Here is a 21,324-nt window from a genome sequence, read left to right as displayed (position 1 = left end):
GTCTGCCTTAAACATTTTTTCACATGAATGACTCAATTAAGCAATTATAGTTACAAAATCAGAAAAAGTAACATAAGATTATGTATGAATTTCTCCTTTAGTATTTGTGTGAAAAAAGCTATAATAAGAAAAAGAACGACTGAATGCTCATTCATTTTCGAGGAGGATCTAAAAGTGAAAAAAACTGATTATATAGAAAATTTTGTGACATGGGAAGAAGAATTTATATTTGCTCACCCTGTTAAGGTGCGTTTTTCTGAAACAGATATGTTTGGTCATTTAAATAATACGGTTCCATTTGTTTACTTTGAAGAGGCTCGCATTGAGTATTTTAAAAGTTTAAATCTTATGGACGATTGGGTGAAGGAAGAAAACGAAACATTTATTGTCGTTGCAGATCTTCAATGTGACTATATGAAGCAAGTTTACTTCGATGAGAACCTCTTAATTTATGTAAAAGCAGGCAGAATCGGACAATCATCGGTAGATATTCATTACATGGGTAAAAGAGAGAATGGTGACATTTGCTTTACAGGAAGAGGAACGATTGTTCAGGTATCTAAATTAACTGGTAAAGGTGCGCAGTGGACTGATGATATGAAGCTTGCTTTTCATGAGAAAATAAATGTACCTCAATCTTAGATAGGGACAGGCGTACATTTAGAAAATAAACATTCTCTACTTCAAGAATTTCAGTCACTCTCATTGTTTAACATACATATGATATGATGACTAATACACACCCACCCCGCGATTCATGGCTGGCGAAAGGCAAGGAGGGTTACAATACTTGAAGGAGAATGATTATACTCACAAGCCGTTACTCACAAAACGAGAAAGGGAAGTATTCGAGCTGCTAGTACAAGATAAAACAACTAGGGAAATCGCTGGTGAATTATTTATAAGCGAAAAGACAGTTCGGAACCACATATCTAATGCCATGCAAAAGCTTGGTGTAAAGGGGCGTTCACAAGCTGTTGTAGAGCTCCTTCGTATGGGAGAGCTAGAGTTATAATTTTAGACCGGCAGTCCGTCTGGATTGCCGGTTATCAATGTAATAGAATTTTATTATTTTAGGCGGGCGCAATGCTCGTTTTTCTTTTCTTGACATATTTTTTTAGTTTGCTTACAGTTCTCGCTTGAATTTTCCTTCGAAAAAGGTGACAATAAAATTAGGATTAAAAGTAACGGAATAACCGAATATTTCGATGATATATATAGGAGTGTAGTGAATGAACGTAAGAGAACATAGAAATGAACATGTTAATGAAGTTGTAGCAGATATAGAAAAGGATTTACGATATATTTCTGGAATTATTAAGCAACATGGCCGTGAAATTTTAAGCAATTATACCATTACTCCCCCGCAATTTATTGCCTTACAGTGGTTATTAGAGGACGGGGACATGACAATTGGAGAATTATCGAATAAAATGTACTTAGCCTTTAGTACAACGACAGATTTAGTCGATCGTATGGAAAAGAGTGAATTGGTAAAAAGAGTGAAAGATCCTAATGATCGTCGCGTTGTAAGAATCCACTTATTGGAGGAAGGCGAAAGAATTATAGAAGAAGTGATCGACAAAAGGCAAGATTATTTGCAAGAAGTATTAAAGGATTTTTCCGGTGAAGAGGTCGTTCATTTAAGGGAGAATCTAAGAAAATTGCATCAAGATATGAAAAGAGATTGAGGCGAGAAGAAAGTGAAACAACCGATAGGTATTATTGATTCAGGGGTTGGCGGGTTAACTGTTGCAAAGGAAGTGATGCGTCAGTTACCTAATGAAAATATTATTTACTTAGGAGATACAGCTCGATGTCCATATGGTCCGAGGTCTGGAGAAGAAGTAAAAGAATTCACATGGCAAATGACGAAGTTTTTATTAGAAAAAGAAGTGAAGATGCTCATTATTGCCTGTAATACTGCGACTGCTGTTGCATTAGATGATATTAAGAATGAGTTACCAATTCCGGTCATTGGCGTTATTTTTCCTGGAGCAAGAACGGCGCTAAAAGTAACAGAAAATCATATCATTGGCATCATTGGTACAGCGGGAACGGTGAAGAGTCGTGCTTATGAACTCGCATTAAAAGGGATCAATAATCGTACGGTAGTTCATAGCCTAGCTTGTCCTAAATTTGTCCCACTAGTAGAAAGTGGGGAGTACGAGAGTGTATTTGCGAAAAAAATCGTTCTAGAAACGTTAGGGCCATTAACAAATAAAGGTTTAGACACATTGATATTAGGCTGTACACATTATCCGCTGTTGGAGAATCTTGTTAAGCAAGTGATGGGTGAAGGTGTTAACGTGATTAGTTCCGGAGATGAAACCGCTCGAGAAGCAAGCACGATTCTTTATGATCGCGGCTTTTTAAACACGAGTGAAGAAGATCCTCAGCACCGTTTTTTCACAACAGGTTCTGAAGCGATGTTCAAAGACATTGCAACAAAATGGTTGCATAGAGAGATAAACGATGTGGAGCGCATACAACTCGGATAATATGGAGGCACCAAATATAATCAATGAACAATCATTGGTTGTATTTGGTGTTTTTTAAATGAATAGATTGCGAGAAAGAAACGATATGCGTTATGCTTTTAAATATATATCAATAAGAATGAGGTGAGGATGGATATGCAAACAGCAGAGGAGCATTTGCAGAAGTATTTCGGTTATACAAGTTTTCGACCAGGTCAAAAAGATATTATTTACAATTTAAATCATGGCCACAACGTACTTGGCATTCTACCAACTGGCGGTGGTAAATCACTCTCCTTCCAAATTCCCGCACTTATGAATGACGGTGTGACGATCGTTATCTCCCCTTTAATTTCACTAATGAAAGACCAAGTAGATGCCCTTCTTGAAGCAGGAATTCCTGCAGCCTATATGAATAGTAGTCTTTCTTACAAGGAATATTCGGAAACAGAAGAGCGACTGTTGGCAGGGGAATATAAGCTTGTCTACATAGCTCCGGAACGTCTGGAGTCAATGGAGTTTCTAACGATTATGGAGAAGATTCATTTATCAATGATTGTCTTTGATGAGGCGCATTGTATTTCTCAATGGGGGCATGATTTTAGACCGAGTTATCGATCGGTAGTGGACAGGATTTTCTCTCTTACTGAAACGCCTGTAATTGCTGCATTAACAGCGACAGCGACGAAAAATGTAGAAGAAGATATAAGTCGCTTATTGCATATAGAAAAAGAACATATTTTTGTTACAGGCTTTGCCCGAACGAACCTTTCTTTTCAAGTGTTAAAAGGAAGAGATAAGCGCAAGTATTTAGAAGCCTATGTTTCCAGTAGAAAAGAAGAATCAGGTATTATCTATACTTCTAGCAGAAAACAATCCGATCAATTATATGAACATTTTCTAAAGAAAGGTTATAAAGTTGAAAGATACCATGCTGGTCTTTCTGAGGATAATCGTAAACACTCTCAAGAAAAATTTGTCCATGATCAAGTGACGTTGATGATTGCTACCAATGCGTTTGGGATGGGGATAGATAAACCGGATGTGCGTTATGTGGTGCACTATAATATGCCACGAAACATCGAAGCTTATTATCAAGAAGCCGGAAGAGCAGGGCGAGATGGGGAAGAAAGTGAATGTATTTTACTTTACTCACCTCAAGATATTCTCCTACAAAAATTTTTAATAGAAAAGAGCGAGCTGTCAACAAGCTTTCGCGAGCAAGAATATGAAAAACTAAGACAGATGACGAATTATTGTCATACGGAAAGTTGCTTGCAATCCTATATTGTCGCTTATTTTGCCAATCAAGATGTATCGTCATGTAATAAATGTTCGAACTGTTTAGATGAAAGACAATCTGTTGACATTACGAATGAAGCGATGATGATTTTCTCGTGTATTAAACGAATGGGAGAGCGTTTTGGCGTTAAGCTAACAGCTCAAGTGTTAAAAGGGTCCGCGAATAAGCGGATTAAGCAATTGTCTTTTCATACACTTACGACATATGGGCTTATGAAAGAAAAAACGGAAAAGCAAATTGTTGATATGATTAATTATTTACTTGCTGAAGGCTATCTTTCTATGACAGATGGACAATATCCGACCGTTACTTTAGCTGATGAAGCTATCCCGGTTTTAAAAAGAGAAGCCCAAGTATCTATGAAAATCTCTGAAGATAAAGAGCTAGAAGAACGTCCAGCTGGTGAAGAAAATAGCGAGTTATTTGCTATCTTAAGAGAGTTAAGAAAAAACTTAGCGCAAGAACAAGGTGTACCGCCCTATGTCGTTTTTGCTGATACAGCGTTAAAAGAAATGTGCACTTATTTCCCTACTACTAAAGAAGCGATGTTATCGATTAAAGGTGTTGGTGAAATGAAGTATAGTAAATATGGGGAAGCATTTCTAGAAGAGATAAAAGTTTTTACTGAAAAAAATAACATCGAGGTCAAAGAGCAACACTATGTGAAGACACCACCAGTAAATAAAAAAGCGGCTGAAGGGACAGGAAGTCATATCCATTCATATGAAGCCTTTCTATTAGGTAAAACGATTTCGGAGATTGCTAGAGAGCGTTCTTTTTCACCGATAACGATTCAAAATCATATTTTTAGAGCGGTAGCAGAGGGCCATCCGATTGACTGGGATCAAGTTTTCAATGAGCAGGTAGAAGAGGAAGTACTTGTAGCTGCAGATAAAGTCGGTGTAGAAAAGTTAAGACCGATTAAAGATGAAATCAATGATGATACAATTGATTACTTTCAAATTAAGGCTGTTCTAACGAAACATCGTTTTGTTTGAATAAGCTTTGTCCAAATTTGTCTAAAAGAATAGAAGACTTTCTTTCCTAAAGGCGGTCTATTTTGTAAATAGGCTCGTATACATGTAGTACAAACTGTCTTAGGAGGGAAAGGTTATGTCTTTAAATAAAAAAGCGACCATCGCAGTGTCCGCTGTATTAGTTTCATCTGCTTTGTTATCAGGTTGTGGATTATTTGGTGGAGAGGAGAAAGAGAAAATTGACCCACCGAGTGAAATGTCCATTAATAACGAAGATGCCAATGTAGAGACAGAAGAGACGACTGGTGAGGAAAGTGGAGCTGCTGATGAAGCGGCAGAAACAACAACGATTCCAACAGAATTATACTTAATTGACAATAATGGTTATGTTGTATCACAAACATTAGATTTACCAAGTACGAATTCTGTTGCTAAACAAGCGTTAGAATATTTAGTGGTAGATGGAAAAGTAACTGAACTCTTACCAAATAATTTCCGTGCAGTCTTACCAGCAGATACAAAAATGACGGTTGATGTGAAAGATAAAGTGGCTCAAGTTGATTTTTCTAAGGAATTTGCTGAGTATAATCCAGAAGATGAAGCAAGAATCCTGCAATCAGTCACATGGACATTGACCCAATTCGATGAAATAGAACAAGTGAAATTGAGTATAAATGGGAATGCGATTAAAGAAATGCCAGTCAATGGTACACCGATTGGCGAAGAAGTAAGTCGTTCTATCGGTATCAATTATGATAACTCTGTTGTCACAGATATTACAAATACAAAACCAGTTACCGTTTATTACATGGGTGGCGAAGAAGATGCTAAATACTTTGTTCCAGTAACAAAAAGAGTGTCTAATAATGTCGACAATAACGTGACGGCAATCATTGATGAGTTAGGGAACCCTTCTTTAGGATCTAAACTTTCTGCCGTCTTACCAAGTGAAGTTGCTTTATTAGGTGAACCTAAAGTAGAGGATGGAACGATTACGCTCGATTTCGATGAATCGATTTTCTCTAGTGGGGAAGAAAATGTCATTAACGAGAATGTATTAAAAGTTTTAGCGTTATCACTTACAGAACAAGCAGAAGTGGAATCTGTTGCTGTTACAGTGAATGGCGAGGCTGATTTACTTGATGAAGATGGCGAAAAGCTAGAGCCTGTTTCAAGACCTGAAAGTGTGAATACAGGTAGCTATTAATTGGTATCACCATCCTTTTATAGTAAAATGAGAAGAGTGAGGAAAGGGGCCTCCTCTTCTCTTTATTTTTTATGACGAACATAAAAGGAAGGAAACGCTATATGTCTGAGATTATTATTGCGACAAAGAATAAAGGCAAAGCAGAAGAATTTAAAAAAATGTTTGCATCACTCGGTTATGAAGTGAAAACATTACATGATTATCCTGATATGCCAGATGTGGAAGAAACGGGTACGACTTTTGAAGAAAATGCCGTTTTAAAAGCAGAAGAGATTTCGCGCTTAATGAATCGACCGGTGATTGCTGATGATTCCGGATTATCAATTGATGCACTTGAAGGACGCCCAGGAATATTTTCCGCTCGTTATGCAGGGGAAGATAAAAATGATGAAGCGAATATAGATAAAGTACTTGAAGAAATGAAACATGTACCGGAAGAGAAGCGGGATGCTCGGTTTTATTGTGCACTTGCGGTAGCTATCCCTGGAAAGAAAACATACACCGTTTCGGGGACATGTGAAGGTAAAATTCTTTATGCACGAAAAGGAACAAATGGCTTTGGTTATGATCCCATCTTTTGGGCGAATGCAAAGAATAAGGCGATGGCAGAGTTAACATCAGAAGAAAAAGCAGCCATTAGCCATAGAGGACAAGCATTAAAGCAATTAGAAAAAGATCTTCCAACTATTCTTTAAGGAGGAGGATAACATGAAGTTACTCATCGTTAGTGACAGCCACGGTGATGGTGACATCCTGCAAGAACTAAAAGTACGTCACAGTCAAAATGTCGACTATATGATTCATTGTGGTGACTCTGAATTAAGTAGTGACCAAGCTGAAATCACTGGATATGTCGCTGTGAGAGGGAATTGCGATGCCGATGCTCGCTTTAAAAACGAAGAATTAATAGATACGGATAACGGCAAAGTATGGATTACACATGGTCATCTATATGGCGTAAAATCGTCTTTATTAGGTTTAAGCTTAAGAGCAAAAGAAGTAGCTGCACGTATTGTGTGCTTTGGTCATTCGCATCAACTGGGGGCTGAAATGGTAGATCAAATCCTTTATCTTAATCCAAATAGTATCTCGCTTCCAAGGCAGCCGAAAGAAAAAACATATATGATGGTAGATTGGACAGTGGAAAAAGTGGTCGTTTCCATTTGGACAAGAGACGGTGTCGAGCTCGAGGAATGGCAGCAATCCTTTTCGTTTGCGTAGCCAGAGAACTGCTATTATTACAGCAGTTCTCTGCCAATTATAAATTTATTTAAAAATTAATTGACACTTCAGTTTATCCTGCGTATAATAAATATTGTCTTGATATTAAGTCCCAGTAGCTCAGCAGGATAGAGCAACAGCCTTCTAAGCTGTCGGTCGGGAGTTCGAATCTCTCCTGGGACGCCATTAGCTACATATTTATCTACCAACACTAGCGTTGATTCCTGTGAAAACTTGGATTAGCGCTTTTTTTATTTCAGCTAGAGATCGATTTCATATTAGACTTCTCCATAAGTAATCTTCCTTTGTTGTTTTCCATCCTCAATTAAAAACCCAAAGAAACAACTATAAAAATACTATATTGAAATAATAGTGATAAGATGCACTGAATAAAAACATCCCCAAATACTGGTGATTTTTATCGAATGATGTAACGATGAGTCAGCATATGGTAGAAGTTATCACGTTTGTATGTGATTAAATATTAAAAAAATGGATTAACATGAAATGGTCTCTGAAGGTTGTAGTTTCTTTGTATAGTATTTATCGTAAATGAACGCACATGATTTATCTTGTAATAGCCTTCAATTAGTCGCGTTCTTTTGCTCATGAGCTGTTCAAATACCCCCATCCTAAAAGTACTTCACTTGCTATTCTCGCATGCCACAGAATGAATAAATCAATAAAAAATTTTGTCCAATTAAAAGGTTAATAGATCAATGATGTAAGCGGATACATGAAAACAGACTAATCTAAATTATCAAATAATTTTCCAAAAAGGTGTTGACGACTTTTGAAAATGGGCGTAAGATAGTCCTCAACAAAGCAAAGCACAATAAAATAAATCGAAAATGAAATTGGAAGCAGCGTTATTTTCCTTTTATTTTTACAAACGAAATTTTAGTGGTTTAAAGTGAGAAACTAAAAGCGTTGATGAGGATAAGTAGTTTTTTGATGTAGGTTTTGCAGAGAGCCGGGCAAGCTGGAAACCGGTAAACCAGTCTTAAAATGAACTCACCTCGGAGTGAAGACTTGAACAATGATAAGTAGAGTCTTCCGGGTCGAAGGAACCCGTTATCTAAGCTTAGCAGTTATTATGCTGTTACTGAGTGCGCGTGGAGATTTAAAACGCGAACAAGGGTGGTACCGTGGAATGGTGATCAAAGCCTTTTCATCCCTTGACCAATGATTGGTCAATGAGGGATGGAGAGGCTTTTTTATATTTAATTTTATTTTATTAAGGAGGTTAAAGAGCGATGGTGCGGGAAGCTGCCTTAACAGAAGAAGTGAAAACAAAGCTTGAGACGATTACAGGCGCAGACTTATTAATGGATGCGTTAGAAAGGGAAAATGTAGAAGTCGTCTTTGGCTACCCTGGCGGAGCGGTTTTGCCGATTTACGATAAGATTTATGATGCGAAATTCCTTCATGTTTTACCTAGACATGAACAAGGCGGCATACATGCTGCAGAAGGTTACGCAAGAATTTCAGGTAAGCCTGGTGTCGTCATTGCAACATCCGGGCCTGGAGCAACGAATATCGTAACAGGTTTGGCTGATGCCATGATGGACTCATTACCAATTGTAGCTTTCACAGGCCAAGTAGCAACAAGTGTGATTGGTTCAGATGCTTTCCAAGAAGCAGATATATTAGGAATTACAACACCGATTACAAAATATAATTTTCAAATTCGCCAATTGGAGGATATTCCAAGAGTCATTAAAGAAGCGTTCTATATTGCAAAGACAGGCAGACCCGGTCCAGTGCTCATTGATATTCCTAAAGATATAGCTTCGACGATTACCGAAAGGCCCGAAGAAGCAGAAATGGAGTTACCGGGTTATCAACCGACACTAAAGCCTAATCGCCTTCAGATTCGTAAGCTATCAGATGCGATAGGAGCAGCACAGAAACCAGTCATTTTAGCGGGTGCAGGCATTCTTCATTCGAAGGGGGCAAACGAACTCTTACAGTATGTAGAAAAAACAAAAATACCAGTTGTCCATACATTACTTGGTCTTGGTGGTTTTCCAAGTGATCATCCATTATTCATTGGCATGGCTGGCATGCACGGCTGTTATACAGCAAATATGGCACTCTCACAATGTGACTTATTGATTAATATCGGTGCAAGGTTCGATGACCGCTTAACAGGTAATTTGGAACACTTTGCTCCGAATGCTAAGGTTGCTCATATCGATATTGACCCAGCGGAAATTGGTAAGAATGTACCGACAGTTATTCCTGTTGTAGCAGACGCAAAGGCTGCGCTTCTCGCACTTCTTCAAGAAGAATGTAATGAACCAGCTCATAGCGAATGGATGGAGACATTAAAACAGTGGAGTGTTGCACATCCTTTCCATTATGATAAAGCTTCACCAAAGTTAAAGCCGCAAAGAGTAATGGAGCTCTTGTATGAGAACACGAAGGGCGAAGCGATTGTAACGACAGATGTCGGTCAACACCAAATGTGGGCTGCGCAATACTATCGCTTTAAACATGCTGATAGGTGGGTTACATCTGGTGGGCTTGGAACGATGGGATTTGGTTTACCTTCTAGTATTGGCGCTCAAATTGCTGATCCAGATAGTTGTGTGCTTGCCATTGTCGGTGATGCAGGCTTTCAAATGTCAACACAGGAATTAGCAGTTATACAAGAAATGAACTTACCGATAAAAATCGCAATATTCAATAATCAATCATTAGGGATGGTTAGACAATGGCAGGAGTTTTTCTATGAATCACGTTTTTCTCATAGCAAGATTCCAGTTCAACCTGATTTTGTGAAGCTAGCTGAAGCTTACGATATTAAAGGCTATACCATAACAACAGAAGAAGAAGCGGAGAGAGTGTTAGCTGAAGTATTACACACAAGAGAGCCTGTATTGCTAGATTTCCGTGTCGATGCTGACGAAAATGTCTTTCCAATGATCGCTCCGGGTAAAGGGATTCATGAGATGGTAGGTGTGAAAGAATGAAGAGAATCATATCGCTGCTTGTTTTAAATAAACCTGGTGTACTTAATCGAATTACTAATTTATTTTCTAAACGAAATTATAATATCGAAAGTATTTCAGTGGGTTTATCTGAACAGGAGGGGATGTCAAGAATCACATGTGTAATTTATGTTGAGTCTGACCAACAAAGTGAGCAAATTACGAAACAGCTCAATAAACAGATCGACATACTGAAAGTGACGGATATTACAAATCAAGCAGTTGTTGCTAGAGAACTAGCTTTGATAAAGGTACAGTCTAATCCGCACTCAAGAAATGAGATTTATTCCTTAATTGAACCTTTCAGAGCTTCTGTCATTGACGTTAGCAAAGATAGTCTAGTCATCCAAATTACAGGAGAATCTGAAAAAATCGAAGCTTTCCTAGAGTTAATTAAGCCTTACGGTATTAAAGAGATTGCTAGAACGGGTACAACAGCTTTCCCAAGAGGGACACAAAGACAGTCGCAACAAAAACATAATTTTTCAATTGTATAAAAAAATAAATGATGAATAGAGGAGAATGAATAATGGCTAAAATGTACTATAACGGAGATGCAAATGAGAACTACTTAAACGGGAAAACAGTAGCAGTAATTGGATACGGATCACAAGGTCATGCGCATGCGCAAAATATGAGAGATAGCGGTGTAGAGGTAGTAATCGGCTTAAGGCAGGGAAAATCATGGCAGACAGCAGTTGAAGATGGCTTTCAAGTTTACTCAGTAGGAGAAGCGACTGCTAAAGCAGATATCGTAATGATTTTATTACCAGATGAATTGCAAACGAAAGTATATAAAGAAGAAATCGAACCAAATTTAACCAATCAAGCATTAATGTTTGCTCACGGATTTAATATCCATTTTAATCAAATCGTTCCACCGAAAGAAAGTGATGTTTTATTAGTCGCACCAAAAGGACCAGGTCATTTAGTAAGAAGAACATATGAAGAGGGAGCAGGTGTACCAGCGTTATTCGCCGTTCACCAAGATGTATCAGGTGAAGCAAGAGAATTAGCACTAGCTTATGCAAGAGCAATTGGGGCACTAAGAGCCGGGGGCTTAGAAACGACATTTAAAGAAGAGACAGAAACAGATTTATTTGGAGAACAGGCAGTATTATGTGGCGGACTGACTTCTCTTGTTAAAGCAGGATTTGAAACGTTAACGGAAGCAGGTTATCAGCCGGAACTCGCTTACTTTGAATGTCTCCATGAACTCAAATTAATTGTTGACCTTATGTATGAAGGTGGATTAGAAGGAATGAGATATTCTATTTCTGATACAGCACAATGGGGAGATTTCGTCAGTGGCCCACGGGTTGTAGATGAACGGGTAAAAGCAGAAATGAAAGAAGTATTAAAAGATATTCAAGAAGGCAAATTTGCTAAAGGCTGGATTATGGAAAACCAGGTGAATCGTCCGGTGTTTACAGCTATTAATGCAAAAGAAAGTGAACATGAAATTGAAAGAGTTGGTAGAGAGCTTCGCAAAATGATGCCATTCGTCCAAAACAATAAAAAGAAAGAAGTGGTGAGCAGTGCAACAAATTAATATATTCGATACAACGCTTAGAGATGGAGAACAATCAGCAGGAGTCAACTTGAACTTCTCTGAGAAATTAGAGATTGCTAGACAGCTAGAAAGACTGAATGTAAACATCATCGAAGCAGGTTTTCCAGCCGCGTCTAAAGGAGACTTTGGATCGGTAAAATCTATTGCAGAAACAGTAAAGAACGCTTCTGTAACAGGTTTAGCGAGAGCGGTTTTATCGGATATAGATGCAGCATGGGACTCATTGAAGGGAGGAGCCGAACCAAGGCTCCATACCTTCTTAGCAACTAGCCCTATCCATCGTGATTACAAACTTAAAATGACAAAAGAGCAAGTAGTGGAAACGGCAGTTAACACCGTTAAGTATGCGGCGGAACGCTTCTCCATTGTGCAATGGTCAGCAGAGGATGCTTCAAGGACGGAATTGCCCTTCTTGGCAGAAATCGTGGAGAAAGTCATCCAAGCAGGAGCGAGGGTGATCAACATCCCGGACACAGTCGGATATGCAACACCGAAGGAATACGGAGAGATTTTTAAATATTTAAAAAATAATGTCCCATCTATCGATAAAGTAGCATTATCTGCTCATTGCCATGATGATCTAGGGATGGCGACAGCGAATTCTTTAGCTGCGATCGAAAATGGTGCGACACAAATAGAGGGAACGATTAACGGAATTGGTGAGCGAGCGGGCAATGCAGCGCTTGAGGAAATAGCTGTCGCCCTTCACATCAGAAAAGATTTCTATAATGCCCAAACAACGTTAAACCTAGGGGAGATTAGCCGAACAAGTAGCCTTGTAAGCAAACTTTCCGGAATGCCGGTCCCATCAAATAAAGCATTTATTGGAGAAATCGCTTATGCTCATGAATCTGGTATACATCAAGATGGCGTATTAAAAGAAGTAACCACTTATGAAATTATTTCACCGCAATTAGTCGGTGTGCAATCTAACTCTCTTGTTCTTGGTAAACATTCAGGACGACATGCATTTAAAAATCGTTTAGACGAATTAGGTTTAGATGTGGCAGATGAAGATATCAAACCACTATTTACCGTATTCAAAGATTTAGCCGATCGCAAAAAAGAGATGACAGATGAAGACTTAGTCGCCCTTGTGCTAGAAGAAAAATTGTCGAAGGAACAACGATTCTATGAATTAATTCAAATCCAAATTCAGTACGGTACGAATCAAGTGCCGACAGCAACGGTTACATTATCCGGTAGCGATAATCAAGTGATACAAGAAGCAGGTACGGGTGCAGGTAGTATTGAGGCACTATATAACACATTAGAAGCAAGTGTGAATGGTGAGATTAGTTTACTCGATTATCGCATTCAATCAGTTGGTGCCGGTAGAGATGCACTTGCGCAAGTGTTCGTTAAGTTAGCTTACCAAGGGGTAGAAACGAGTGGTAGAGGGCTCGCTCAAGATGTGCTAGAAGCATCAGCAAAAGCCTATTTAAATGCAGTTAACCGAGTCATATATATGAAGGAAAAAACGGAACCAGCTATGCAGAATAGTTAACTTACACTTTAATCGGAGGGATAAAAGATGAAAAAACGTATCGCTGTACTACCAGGAGACGGGATCGGGAAAGAAGTTGCAAAGGGAGCAGTTGAAATTCTCCAAGCAGTCGGAGAGCGCTATAATCACCAATTTGAATTTGCTTATGGTATGATTGGCGGCCATGCGATTGATGAAAAAGGCAAACCACTTCCGGAAGAAACCATTCAACTTTGCAAAGAAAGCGATGCGATTCTTTTAGGAGCAGTGGGTGGTCCTAAATGGGATCAAGTAAATCCTGATATCCGTCCGGAGAGAGGGTTATTACAAATCCGTAAAGAGCTTAATCTATATGCCAATCTTCGTCCAACAACTTATTTTGAAAGTTTGGCGAAATCTTCTCCTCTAAAAGATGAAGTGATCCAAGGTGTAGACTTATTGATGGTACGCGAATTAACTGGCGGATTATATTTTGGTCAACCGAGTGAACGCATGGATGCTAACGGGGAGTCTGCGGTAGTCGATACATTATTTTATAAAAAAGCAGAAATGAAGCGAGTAATCGAAAAAGCGTTTATTTTAGCAGATAAGAGAAGAAAAAAAGTCACATCTATTGATAAAGCAAACGTGCTTGAATCAAGTAGGATGTGGAGGGAAACAGCAGAGGAAGTGGCAAAAGATTATCCCCATGTGTATCTTGAGCATATGTTAGTTGACAATGCGGCGATGCAGATGGTGACAAATCCTAAACAGTTTGATGTTGTCGTAACCGAGAATATGTTTGGTGATATTTTAAGTGATGAGGCTTCCGTTTTAACCGGTTCATTAGGTATGCTACCATCTGCTAGTTTATCTGAGAATGGTCCATATTTATTTGAACCGATTCATGGTTCGGCACCTGATATCGCTGGGAAAAACGTGGCCAATCCGTTAGCAATGATTTTATCTGCTGCAATGATGCTTCGTGAATCGTTCGGGTTAGAAACAGAAGCGAATGAAGTAGAACGTGCTGTAAAGCAAGTGTTAGATGCAGGCTTTAGAACGAGTGATATTGCGGAGTTCGGCCAACAAGTGACATCGACAACAGAAATGATTGCGGAAGTAAAAGCGATGCTACTTGATAATGAAGCCATTATGCATATTATGGGTGCGTACGCTTAAATAATGAAGAAGGGACACGGCCCTATTGTGGGTCCGTGTTTCTTTTAGAAAGGTGTGAATATTAATGGGGCAATCAATTATAGAGAAAATATGGAAACAACATATTGTTCATCAAGAAGAGGGAAAACCGGACTTATTGTATATAGATCTGCATTTAGTGCATGAAGTGACATCGCCTCAAGCGTTTTCTGGCCTAAGAATGAAAGGAAGAACGGTTAGAAGACCAGATAAAACCTTCGCTACGATGGATCATAATATCCCAACAGATAATCGTAAAGTCATCAATGATAAGATTGCATTAAACCAGATGACAACACTAGAAAAAAACTGTGAAGAGTTCCAAGTACCACTAGCAGGAATTGATCATCCAGACCAAGGAATTGTTCATGTCATTGGTCCGGAATTAGGCCTAACGCAACCAGGGATGACAATTGTATGTGGCGATAGTCATACATCCACACACGGTGCATTCGGCTCGATTGCATTCGGTATCGGTACAAGTGAGGTGGAGCATGTGTTAGCCACACAAACCATCTGGCGCCAAAAACCGAAAACGTTAAAAATCGAAATCAATGGAAAAAGGCAACAAGGTGTATCAGCAAAAGATGTTATCCTTTATGTCCTTTCTCAGTATGGGTTTGATTTTGGAACAGGACATGTCATTGAATATACGGGAGAAGTTATTGCTCATATGTCAATGGAAGAGCGGATGACGATTTGTAATATGTCGATAGAAGGTGGCGCGAGGGCGGGATTAGTGAACCCTGATGAAACAACATTTTCTTACTTAAGAGGACGTAAGTATGTCCCAACAGGGGATGCCTTTGAAGAGCTAGTGACAAAATGGAGATCATTAGTGTCGGATGAAGATGCAACTTATGATCGTGTGATTACTATTGATGCAGCTAATATTGCCCCAATGGTTAGCTGGGGGACAAACCCAGCGATGACATCTAAAGTTACTGATTCAATTCCTACATCAAGTGATTATGAAACAGCCGTGGAAAAGAAATCACTTGAGAGTGCGCTTAAATACATGGGACTAAAGGAAGGACAGAAAATAGAAGATATTCAGATTCAACATGTATTTATCGGTTCTTGTACCAATTCACGACTAGAAGATCTACGTGAGGCTGCTTCTGTAATCAAAGGCAATAAAGTTCATCCTGATGTGCGTGCACTAGTTGTGCCAGGTTCACAAACGGTCAAGTCGCTTGCAGAAGAAGAAGGTCTGGATGAAATTTTTAGAGAAGCTGGGTTTGAATGGAGAGATTCGGGTTGCAGTATGTGTTTGAGTATGAATAATGATATTGTCCCTAGCGGTGAACATTGTGCTTCCACATCTAATCGGAATTTTGAGGGTCGGCAAGGATCTGGAGCGAGAACTCATTTAGTCAGTCCAATTATGGCTGCAGCAGCAGCTATTCATGGTCATTTTGTCGATGTTAGAAAAATGGTTGAAAGACAACCAGTAAGATAGGGAGCGGAGTAGATGACTGGATTTAAAACTTTAAAGGATAAAGCGATTGCTTTTGACCGTGCCAATGTAGATACAGATCAGATTATTCCTAAGCAATTTCTAAAACGAATTGAAAAAACGGGCTTTGGTCAATTTTTGTTCTATGACTGGCGTTATATGGCAGATGGTAGTTTAAACCCAACATTTGAATTGAATCAAGATGAAAATCAACATGCATCGATTTTAATTGCAAATGAGAATTTCGGTTGCGGGTCATCTAGGGAGCATGCACCATGGGCCCTCCTAGATTATGGGTTCAAAGTGATATTAGCACCATCCTTCGCAGATATTTTTCATCAAAATTGCCTGAAAAATGGTGTGTTACCGATTGCGTTACCAAAGGAGCAAATTGTGCAATTACTTGAAAAAGGCAAACAACAGCCTTATCAATTAGAAGTGAATCTAGAGAAGCAAACGATTGGTGATGAAGCAGGGTTCCAAGTATCATTTGAAATTGATGCTTATTGGAAAACGATGCTAATGAATGGGTGGGATGAAATTGAAATTACCTTGCAATTAGATGATCACATCACTGCATATGAACAAGCATTAAGATAGTAAATAAATCATTACTTGTGAGCCCGTATGCATTGTATATAGGGCTCATTTTTTATGAAGTTTTTCCGCTGAACCTCTCAATCGCACAATCCTTTTGCATTTTTCTCTTTTCATGCTACACTTACCTCTAAATAAGGAATTAAAGGGACGTAGGCAAAATGACAAAACATAATCGTGATGACAAAAAAAATAAAGTGATTCCCTTTCCCTTTTTAGATAGACGTTTATTAGAGAAAGGGTTAGAGGCTTTACACCGTAGGGAGTTTCAAGAGGCAGTAGATTTCTTAACAGAAGCTTCAGAGCTAAATGATAAGGATGAAGATATTCAAACGGGTCTTGTGCTTGCCTTTTTTGAATCAGGTCAATTACAACATGCGCAAAAACAAGCGGAATACATGCTCCATAATGGGATAGGTGACTACCTTCAAGTGGTAGATATGTATTTGATGATTTTAGTACAATTACATCGCTACGATGAAATTGTGACCACTATTGAATACTTATTTGAAGAGAACAAAGTACCTCATGAAAAATTTGAACATTTTAGTCGGTTATTAGAATTCAGCCGTAGAATGGCTGAAGCAGACATAAAATCCAGTGAGGTAGAGGACGGCTCGGAAAATCACCTACAGCTTTTTGAAATAAAAGATCAACAAGAGCAGATGATGCTCGCTAAAGAATTGGCAGAAAAGAATATTGTGCACAATGTAAAAGAAATCCTTTCCTATTTACGATCTGAGGAGGGACATCCCTTTTTTAAGACATTACTTCTCGATGTGTTAAAACAGCATCTATATAATAAGGAAGTTATTGTTGAAAAAATGGGTAATATAAAAAGTTTTGTTCCTGCACACTTGCCTGACTTTGAGCATTTCCAACAAAGGATTGAAATGCTCAAAGTGTTAGAAGAAAAAATGGAGCAAGATGACCCCATTTTACTTGAACATGCTGCATCTCTTGTGAACCGTCATTTATTTCTCATGTATCCGATAGAATTAGAACCTTTTTCTATTGAAACATGGTCTGCAGCTTATCATACTCTTGCGATTGATTACCTAGGGATGGACCTTGCTGTGGATGAGATGCTTGAGAAATATTGTGTCGAAGAAGAGGATTATCATGCAGCTATTACTTATATTGAAGCAATAGAAGAATTTTCTTATCCTAAAATATAGTCTCATTGTTGAAAGCTAGAGACGTTATGTTATAATATAATGGTTGTATTATGTGGATAGAAAGCTGATTCACCTTATATAAATGAATAATCGATTAGACATATTCATTCTATTTGCTGTGAATGAAATGATCATAGATTTTGGAGGGAAATAATAGTATGTCTGCTAAATTTGAAAAGTTAGAAGGGAACCAAGGGGTTCTTACAATTGAAGTAGATGCAGAGAAGTTAAACGAAGGTTTAGACGCTGCATTTAAAAAAGTAGTTAAACAAGTAAATGTTCCTGGCTTCAGAAAAGGTAAAATGCCTCGCAGCCTATTTGAAAAACGCTTTGGTGTTGAGTCTTTATACCAAGATGCAGTAGATTTTCTTTTACCAGAAGCGTATGCAAATGCAATTGATGAAACAGGCATTGAGCCAGTTGATCGTCCTGAAATCGATGTAGAACAAATCGAAAAAGGTAAAGCGCTTATTTTCACTGCGAAAGTAACTGTAAAACCTGAAGTAGAACTTGGCGAATATAAAGGCCTTGAAGTAGAAAAATTCGATACAGAAGTAACGGATGAAGATGTAGAAAACGAATTAAAAGGCCTACAAGAAAAACAAGCTGAGCTTGTTGTTAAAGAAGAAGGTACAGCAGAACAAGGTGATACAGTTGTTATCGACTTTGAAGGTTTCGTTGATGGAGAAGCATTCGAAGGTGGAAAAGGTGACAACTTCTCATTAGAACTTGGTTCTGGACAATTCATTCCAGGTTTTGAAGAAGAATTAATTGGTGTTTCTGCTGGTGAATCTAAAGAAGTAAATGTTACGTTCCCAGAAGAATACCATGCTGCTGAGCTTGCGGGTAAAAAAGCAGTATTCAAAACGACTGTACATGAAATCAAAACAAAAGAACTTCCTGCATTAGATGATGAATTCGCTAAAGATGTAGATGAAGAAGTTGAAACATTAGATGCACTAAAAGAAAAAACGAAGAAACAACTAGTTGATAGTAAAAACCATGAAGCAGAGCACCATGTGCGTGATTCTGTAGTAGAAAAAGCAGCAGAAAACACAACAATTGATATTCCAGCTGCAATGGTTGATACTGAATTAGATCGCATGATGCAAGAATTCGAACAACGTTTACAAATGCAAGGTATGAACCTTGAGCTTTATTATCAATTCTCTGGACAAGATGAGTCTGCATTACGTGAGCAAATGAAAGTTGACGCAGAGAAGCGCGTGCGCATTAACTTAACTCTTGAAGCAATTGCTGCTGCAGAAAACATCGAAGTTTCTGAAGATGAAATAAACGAAGAAGTAAATAAAATGGCTGAAATGTATAATATGACAGCTGAAAATATTCAAATGGCGCTGGGTGGTAGCCTTGATGGTTTACAATCTGATATTAAAGCGAAAAAAGCAATCGATTTACTTGTAGAAAATAGTAAAACTGTTTAAAATGAATATAACAAAGTAACGGTAGCAACCCGGAACTTACACATAACAAGGCGCGATCACATCGTGCCTTGTTTTCTACAATTTAAGATATTACATAATAGCAGTACGGCAAAAGCAGGATACCTTATCACATACATAACTGCCTGAAAAAAATTCCACTTATGGATGGGCATAAAAATGGACATGCTTATGGAAGTACAAGTTTTATTGAGTGATTTCCTTCTGCGAATCATGAATAACGTATTACGTACATAACTTAGAGGTAAGTGTTATTATTTCCTGTCTTTTGCTGAAGTGTGTTACAATGCAATACATAACTTAAAGGTTAGTTTTTATCAAGCGTTTTTAATAAGAACTGGCGAGTGAATTGGCTCAAATATTTAGCTAATGATAAACAAAAGTTCGCAGAAGATATATCGCTTAGAAGTTTGATCAAGGGGTGAAGGATTTGTTTAAATTTAATGATGAAAAAGGTCAATTAAAGTGTTCCTTCTGTGGGAAAACACAAGATCAAGTTCGTAAGCTAGTAGCTGGTCCTGGTGTTTACATTTGTGACGAATGTATTGAATTATGCACCGAGATTGTGGAAGAAGAACTTGGAACAGAGGAAGAAGTTGAATTTAAGGATGTGCCAAAGCCGTCCGAGATTCGCGACATTCTCGATGAATATGTAATTGGTCAAGACCAAGCAAAGAAAAACCTAGCTGTGGCAGTTTACAATCATTACAAACGAATTAATTCGAACAGTAAAGTAGATGATGTAGAACTGGCAAAAAGTAATATTGCAATGATTGGGCCAACAGGAAGTGGTAAAACATTACTAGCCCAAACATTAGCAAGAATTCTAAATGTACCATTCGCAATTGCAGATGCGACTTCGTTAACAGAAGCAGGTTATGTTGGTGAAGATGTTGAGAACATTCTCCTAAAGCTTATCCAATCTGCTGACTATGACGTGGAAAAAGCTGAAAAAGGAATTATTTATATCGATGAGATTGATAAAGTGGCCCGTAAGTCAGAAAATCCGTCGATTACAAGAGATGTATCTGGTGAAGGTGTGCAACAAGCATTATTGAAAATTCTTGAAGGCACTGTTGCCAGCGTACCTCCACAAGGTGGAAGAAAACATCCGCATCAAGAATTTATTCAAATTGATACGACGAACATTTTATTTATTTGTGGTGGTGCCTTCGACGGTATCGAACAAATCATTAAACGCCGTTTAGGTCAAAAAGTGATCGGTTTCGGTTCGGATAATAAGCAGAAAGAACTTGAACAACATGAGTTACTATCTAAGGTTTTACCAGAGGACTTATTGCGTTTCGGTTTAATTCCTGAATTTATTGGTCGTCTACCGGTTATTGCAAGCTTAACACCATTAGATGAAGAAGCATTAATTGAAATTTTAACAAAGCCGAAAAATGCTTTAGTAAAACAATTCCAAAAAATGCTTGAATTAGATGATGTTGAGTTAGAATTCGAGGATGAAGCACTAATTGAAATTGCTAAGAAAGCAATTGAAAGAAAAACAGGTGCCCGTGGATTACGTTCAATTATTGAAGGAATTATGCTTGATGTCATGTTTGATTTACCTTCTCGTGAAGACATTAAAAAATGTATCATTACAAAAGATACAGTCCTTGAGAATGGTTCACCAAAGTTATTACTTGAAGACGGTACAATTGTGAAAGAAGAAAGAAAAACGTCTGCATAAGTTTGAAAGGAACTAAACTACGGTTTAGTTCCTTTTCTATTACCTCCAGCAAAAAGGTTGAAGGGATAGAGAAAAAAGATAAGTGATTTCGCCCCATTATGGAGTAAACGGTAGTTGCTCGTAGTTGTAGAGTGGAAATCGCAAAAATAGCAGGGGTAAGTCGATTAGCTCGTGTAGAAATGTCAAAGATAGCAGAACAAAGTCAATTAGCTCGTACATCCAAAAAGAAAATACCAAAGATAGCAGAACAAAGCCGATTTCCTCGTACATCCAACGTGAAAACCACAAAGCTAGCAGAGCAAAAACAACTCACTCGAAAAAGAGGACCCCAAAAATACCTTTCAGTCAAGGTAAGCTGTGTGTTCTTTTAACGTAAAATAGGAAATCATCAAAAATAGTAAAACTTGTTAATTATCGTACGATTGAGGTTTATAACTCTAGGTAAAGTAGAAGATGAAAACAACCACTTTTTTGTGTAGCTCAATCACAGCTTAACAAAAAGTGAAACT

The 21,324-nt window shown here is 38.2% G+C and carries 19 protein-coding genes, 1 tRNA gene and 1 other annotated feature; all 20 genes read left to right on the top strand.

Translation table 11 applies throughout. The features are described from left to right. Nucleotides 1-174 precede the first annotated feature (174 nt). The 20 genes from U9M49_RS09500 (at nt 175) to U9M49_RS09405 (ending at nt 21,186) form a co-directional block, all read left to right on the top strand. On the top strand, nt 175-642 hold the full coding sequence (locus U9M49_RS09500; protein ID WP_095372353.1) for an acyl-CoA thioesterase: 468 nt from the start codon (nt 175-177) through the stop codon (nt 640-642). A gap of 148 nt (nt 643-790) precedes the next feature. Continuing rightward, entirely contained in the window at nt 791-1,015 is a 225-nt protein-coding gene (locus tag U9M49_RS09495; RefSeq protein ID WP_066191568.1) for a helix-turn-helix domain-containing protein, read from the top strand. A gap of 217 nt (nt 1,016-1,232) precedes the next feature. After that, entirely contained in the window at nt 1,233-1,691 is a 459-nt protein-coding gene (locus U9M49_RS09490) for a MarR family winged helix-turn-helix transcriptional regulator (protein ID WP_095372354.1), read from the top strand. A gap of 12 nt (nt 1,692-1,703) precedes the next feature. Next, the gene (racE, locus tag U9M49_RS09485; RefSeq protein WP_095372355.1) at nt 1,704-2,501 is read left to right on the top strand and encodes a glutamate racemase; all 798 of its coding nucleotides are present in this window, start codon (nt 1,704-1,706) and stop codon (nt 2,499-2,501) included. 135 nt (nt 2,502-2,636) lie between these two features. After that, nucleotides 2,637-4,781, top strand: coding sequence for a DNA helicase RecQ (gene recQ, locus U9M49_RS09480; RefSeq protein WP_322909652.1), 2,145 nt, complete (start codon nt 2,637-2,639; stop codon nt 4,779-4,781). Nucleotides 4,782-4,896: 115 nt separating this feature from the next. Continuing rightward, entirely contained in the window at nt 4,897-5,967 is a 1,071-nt protein-coding gene (locus U9M49_RS09475; protein ID WP_322909651.1) for a GerMN domain-containing protein, read from the top strand. Nucleotides 5,968-6,068: 101 nt separating this feature from the next. Next, nucleotides 6,069-6,662, top strand: a complete 594-nt coding sequence (locus tag U9M49_RS09470; RefSeq protein ID WP_322909650.1) for an XTP/dITP diphosphatase — start codon at nt 6,069-6,071, stop codon at nt 6,660-6,662. 13 nt (nt 6,663-6,675) lie between these two features. Then, entirely contained in the window at nt 6,676-7,188 is a 513-nt protein-coding gene (locus U9M49_RS09465) for a metallophosphoesterase (protein WP_322909649.1), read from the top strand. Nucleotides 7,189-7,297: 109 nt separating this feature from the next. Further along, a tRNA-Arg gene (locus U9M49_RS09460) sits at nt 7,298-7,374 on the top strand. 735 nt (nt 7,375-8,109) lie between these two features. Next, nucleotides 8,110-8,370 (top strand) — a binding site (T-box leader). A 74-nt stretch (nt 8,371-8,444) separates the two neighbouring features. Continuing rightward, on the top strand, nt 8,445-10,166 hold the full coding sequence (ilvB, locus tag U9M49_RS09455) for an acetolactate synthase large subunit (protein ID WP_307312698.1): 1,722 nt from the start codon (nt 8,445-8,447) through the stop codon (nt 10,164-10,166). Next, entirely contained in the window at nt 10,163-10,681 is a 519-nt protein-coding gene (gene ilvN, locus U9M49_RS09450) for an acetolactate synthase small subunit (protein WP_095372360.1), read from the top strand. Before ilvB ends, ilvN begins: the two co-directional genes overlap by 4 nt. A gap of 32 nt (nt 10,682-10,713) precedes the next feature. Next, nucleotides 10,714-11,736, top strand: a complete 1,023-nt coding sequence (ilvC, locus tag U9M49_RS09445) for a ketol-acid reductoisomerase (protein WP_095372361.1) — start codon at nt 10,714-10,716, stop codon at nt 11,734-11,736. Next, on the top strand, nt 11,723-13,264 hold the full coding sequence (locus U9M49_RS09440) for a 2-isopropylmalate synthase (protein WP_322909648.1): 1,542 nt from the start codon (nt 11,723-11,725) through the stop codon (nt 13,262-13,264). The genes ilvC and U9M49_RS09440 overlap by 14 nt, the downstream gene beginning before the upstream one ends. Nucleotides 13,265-13,291: 27 nt before the next feature. Continuing rightward, nucleotides 13,292-14,404: a 3-isopropylmalate dehydrogenase gene (gene leuB / locus U9M49_RS09435; protein ID WP_307312699.1), complete on the top strand. Its 1,113-nt coding sequence runs from the start codon at nt 13,292-13,294 to the stop codon at nt 14,402-14,404. 64 nt (nt 14,405-14,468) lie between these two features. Then, on the top strand, nt 14,469-15,884 hold the full coding sequence (gene leuC / locus U9M49_RS09430) for a 3-isopropylmalate dehydratase large subunit (protein ID WP_095372364.1): 1,416 nt from the start codon (nt 14,469-14,471) through the stop codon (nt 15,882-15,884). A 12-nt stretch (nt 15,885-15,896) separates the two neighbouring features. Next, nucleotides 15,897-16,481 (top strand): 3-isopropylmalate dehydratase small subunit, encoded by a 585-nt coding sequence (leuD, locus tag U9M49_RS09425; RefSeq protein WP_307312701.1) that lies wholly within the window; start codon nt 15,897-15,899, stop codon nt 16,479-16,481. Between the two features lie 158 nt (nt 16,482-16,639). Next, nucleotides 16,640-17,656 carry a tetratricopeptide repeat protein gene (locus U9M49_RS09420; protein ID WP_307312702.1) on the top strand — a complete coding sequence of 339 codons (1,017 nt, stop codon included), beginning with the start codon at nt 16,640-16,642 and terminating at the stop codon, nt 17,654-17,656. A 158-nt stretch (nt 17,657-17,814) separates the two neighbouring features. Further along, nucleotides 17,815-19,101 carry a trigger factor gene (gene tig, locus U9M49_RS09415; protein ID WP_095372367.1) on the top strand — a complete coding sequence of 429 codons (1,287 nt, stop codon included), beginning with the start codon at nt 17,815-17,817 and terminating at the stop codon, nt 19,099-19,101. Between the two features lie 448 nt (nt 19,102-19,549). Next, a complete protein-coding gene (gene clpX / locus U9M49_RS09410) occupies nt 19,550-20,815 on the top strand; it encodes an ATP-dependent protease ATP-binding subunit ClpX (protein WP_095372368.1) in 1,266 nt (421 codons plus the stop codon). A gap of 131 nt (nt 20,816-20,946) precedes the next feature. Continuing rightward, nucleotides 20,947-21,186 (top strand): hypothetical protein, encoded by a 240-nt coding sequence (locus U9M49_RS09405; RefSeq protein WP_322909647.1) that lies wholly within the window; start codon nt 20,947-20,949, stop codon nt 21,184-21,186. The last annotated feature ends 138 nt before the right edge of the window (nt 21,187-21,324 follow it).

It is taken from the genome of Cytobacillus sp. OWB-43 (assembly GCF_034651445.1).
Taxonomy (GTDB): Bacteria; Bacillota; Bacilli; order Bacillales; family Cytobacillaceae; genus Cytobacillus; species Cytobacillus kochii.
Note: the sequence above shows the minus strand (reverse complement) of the source record. Positions and strands in the feature narration are given on the sequence as shown.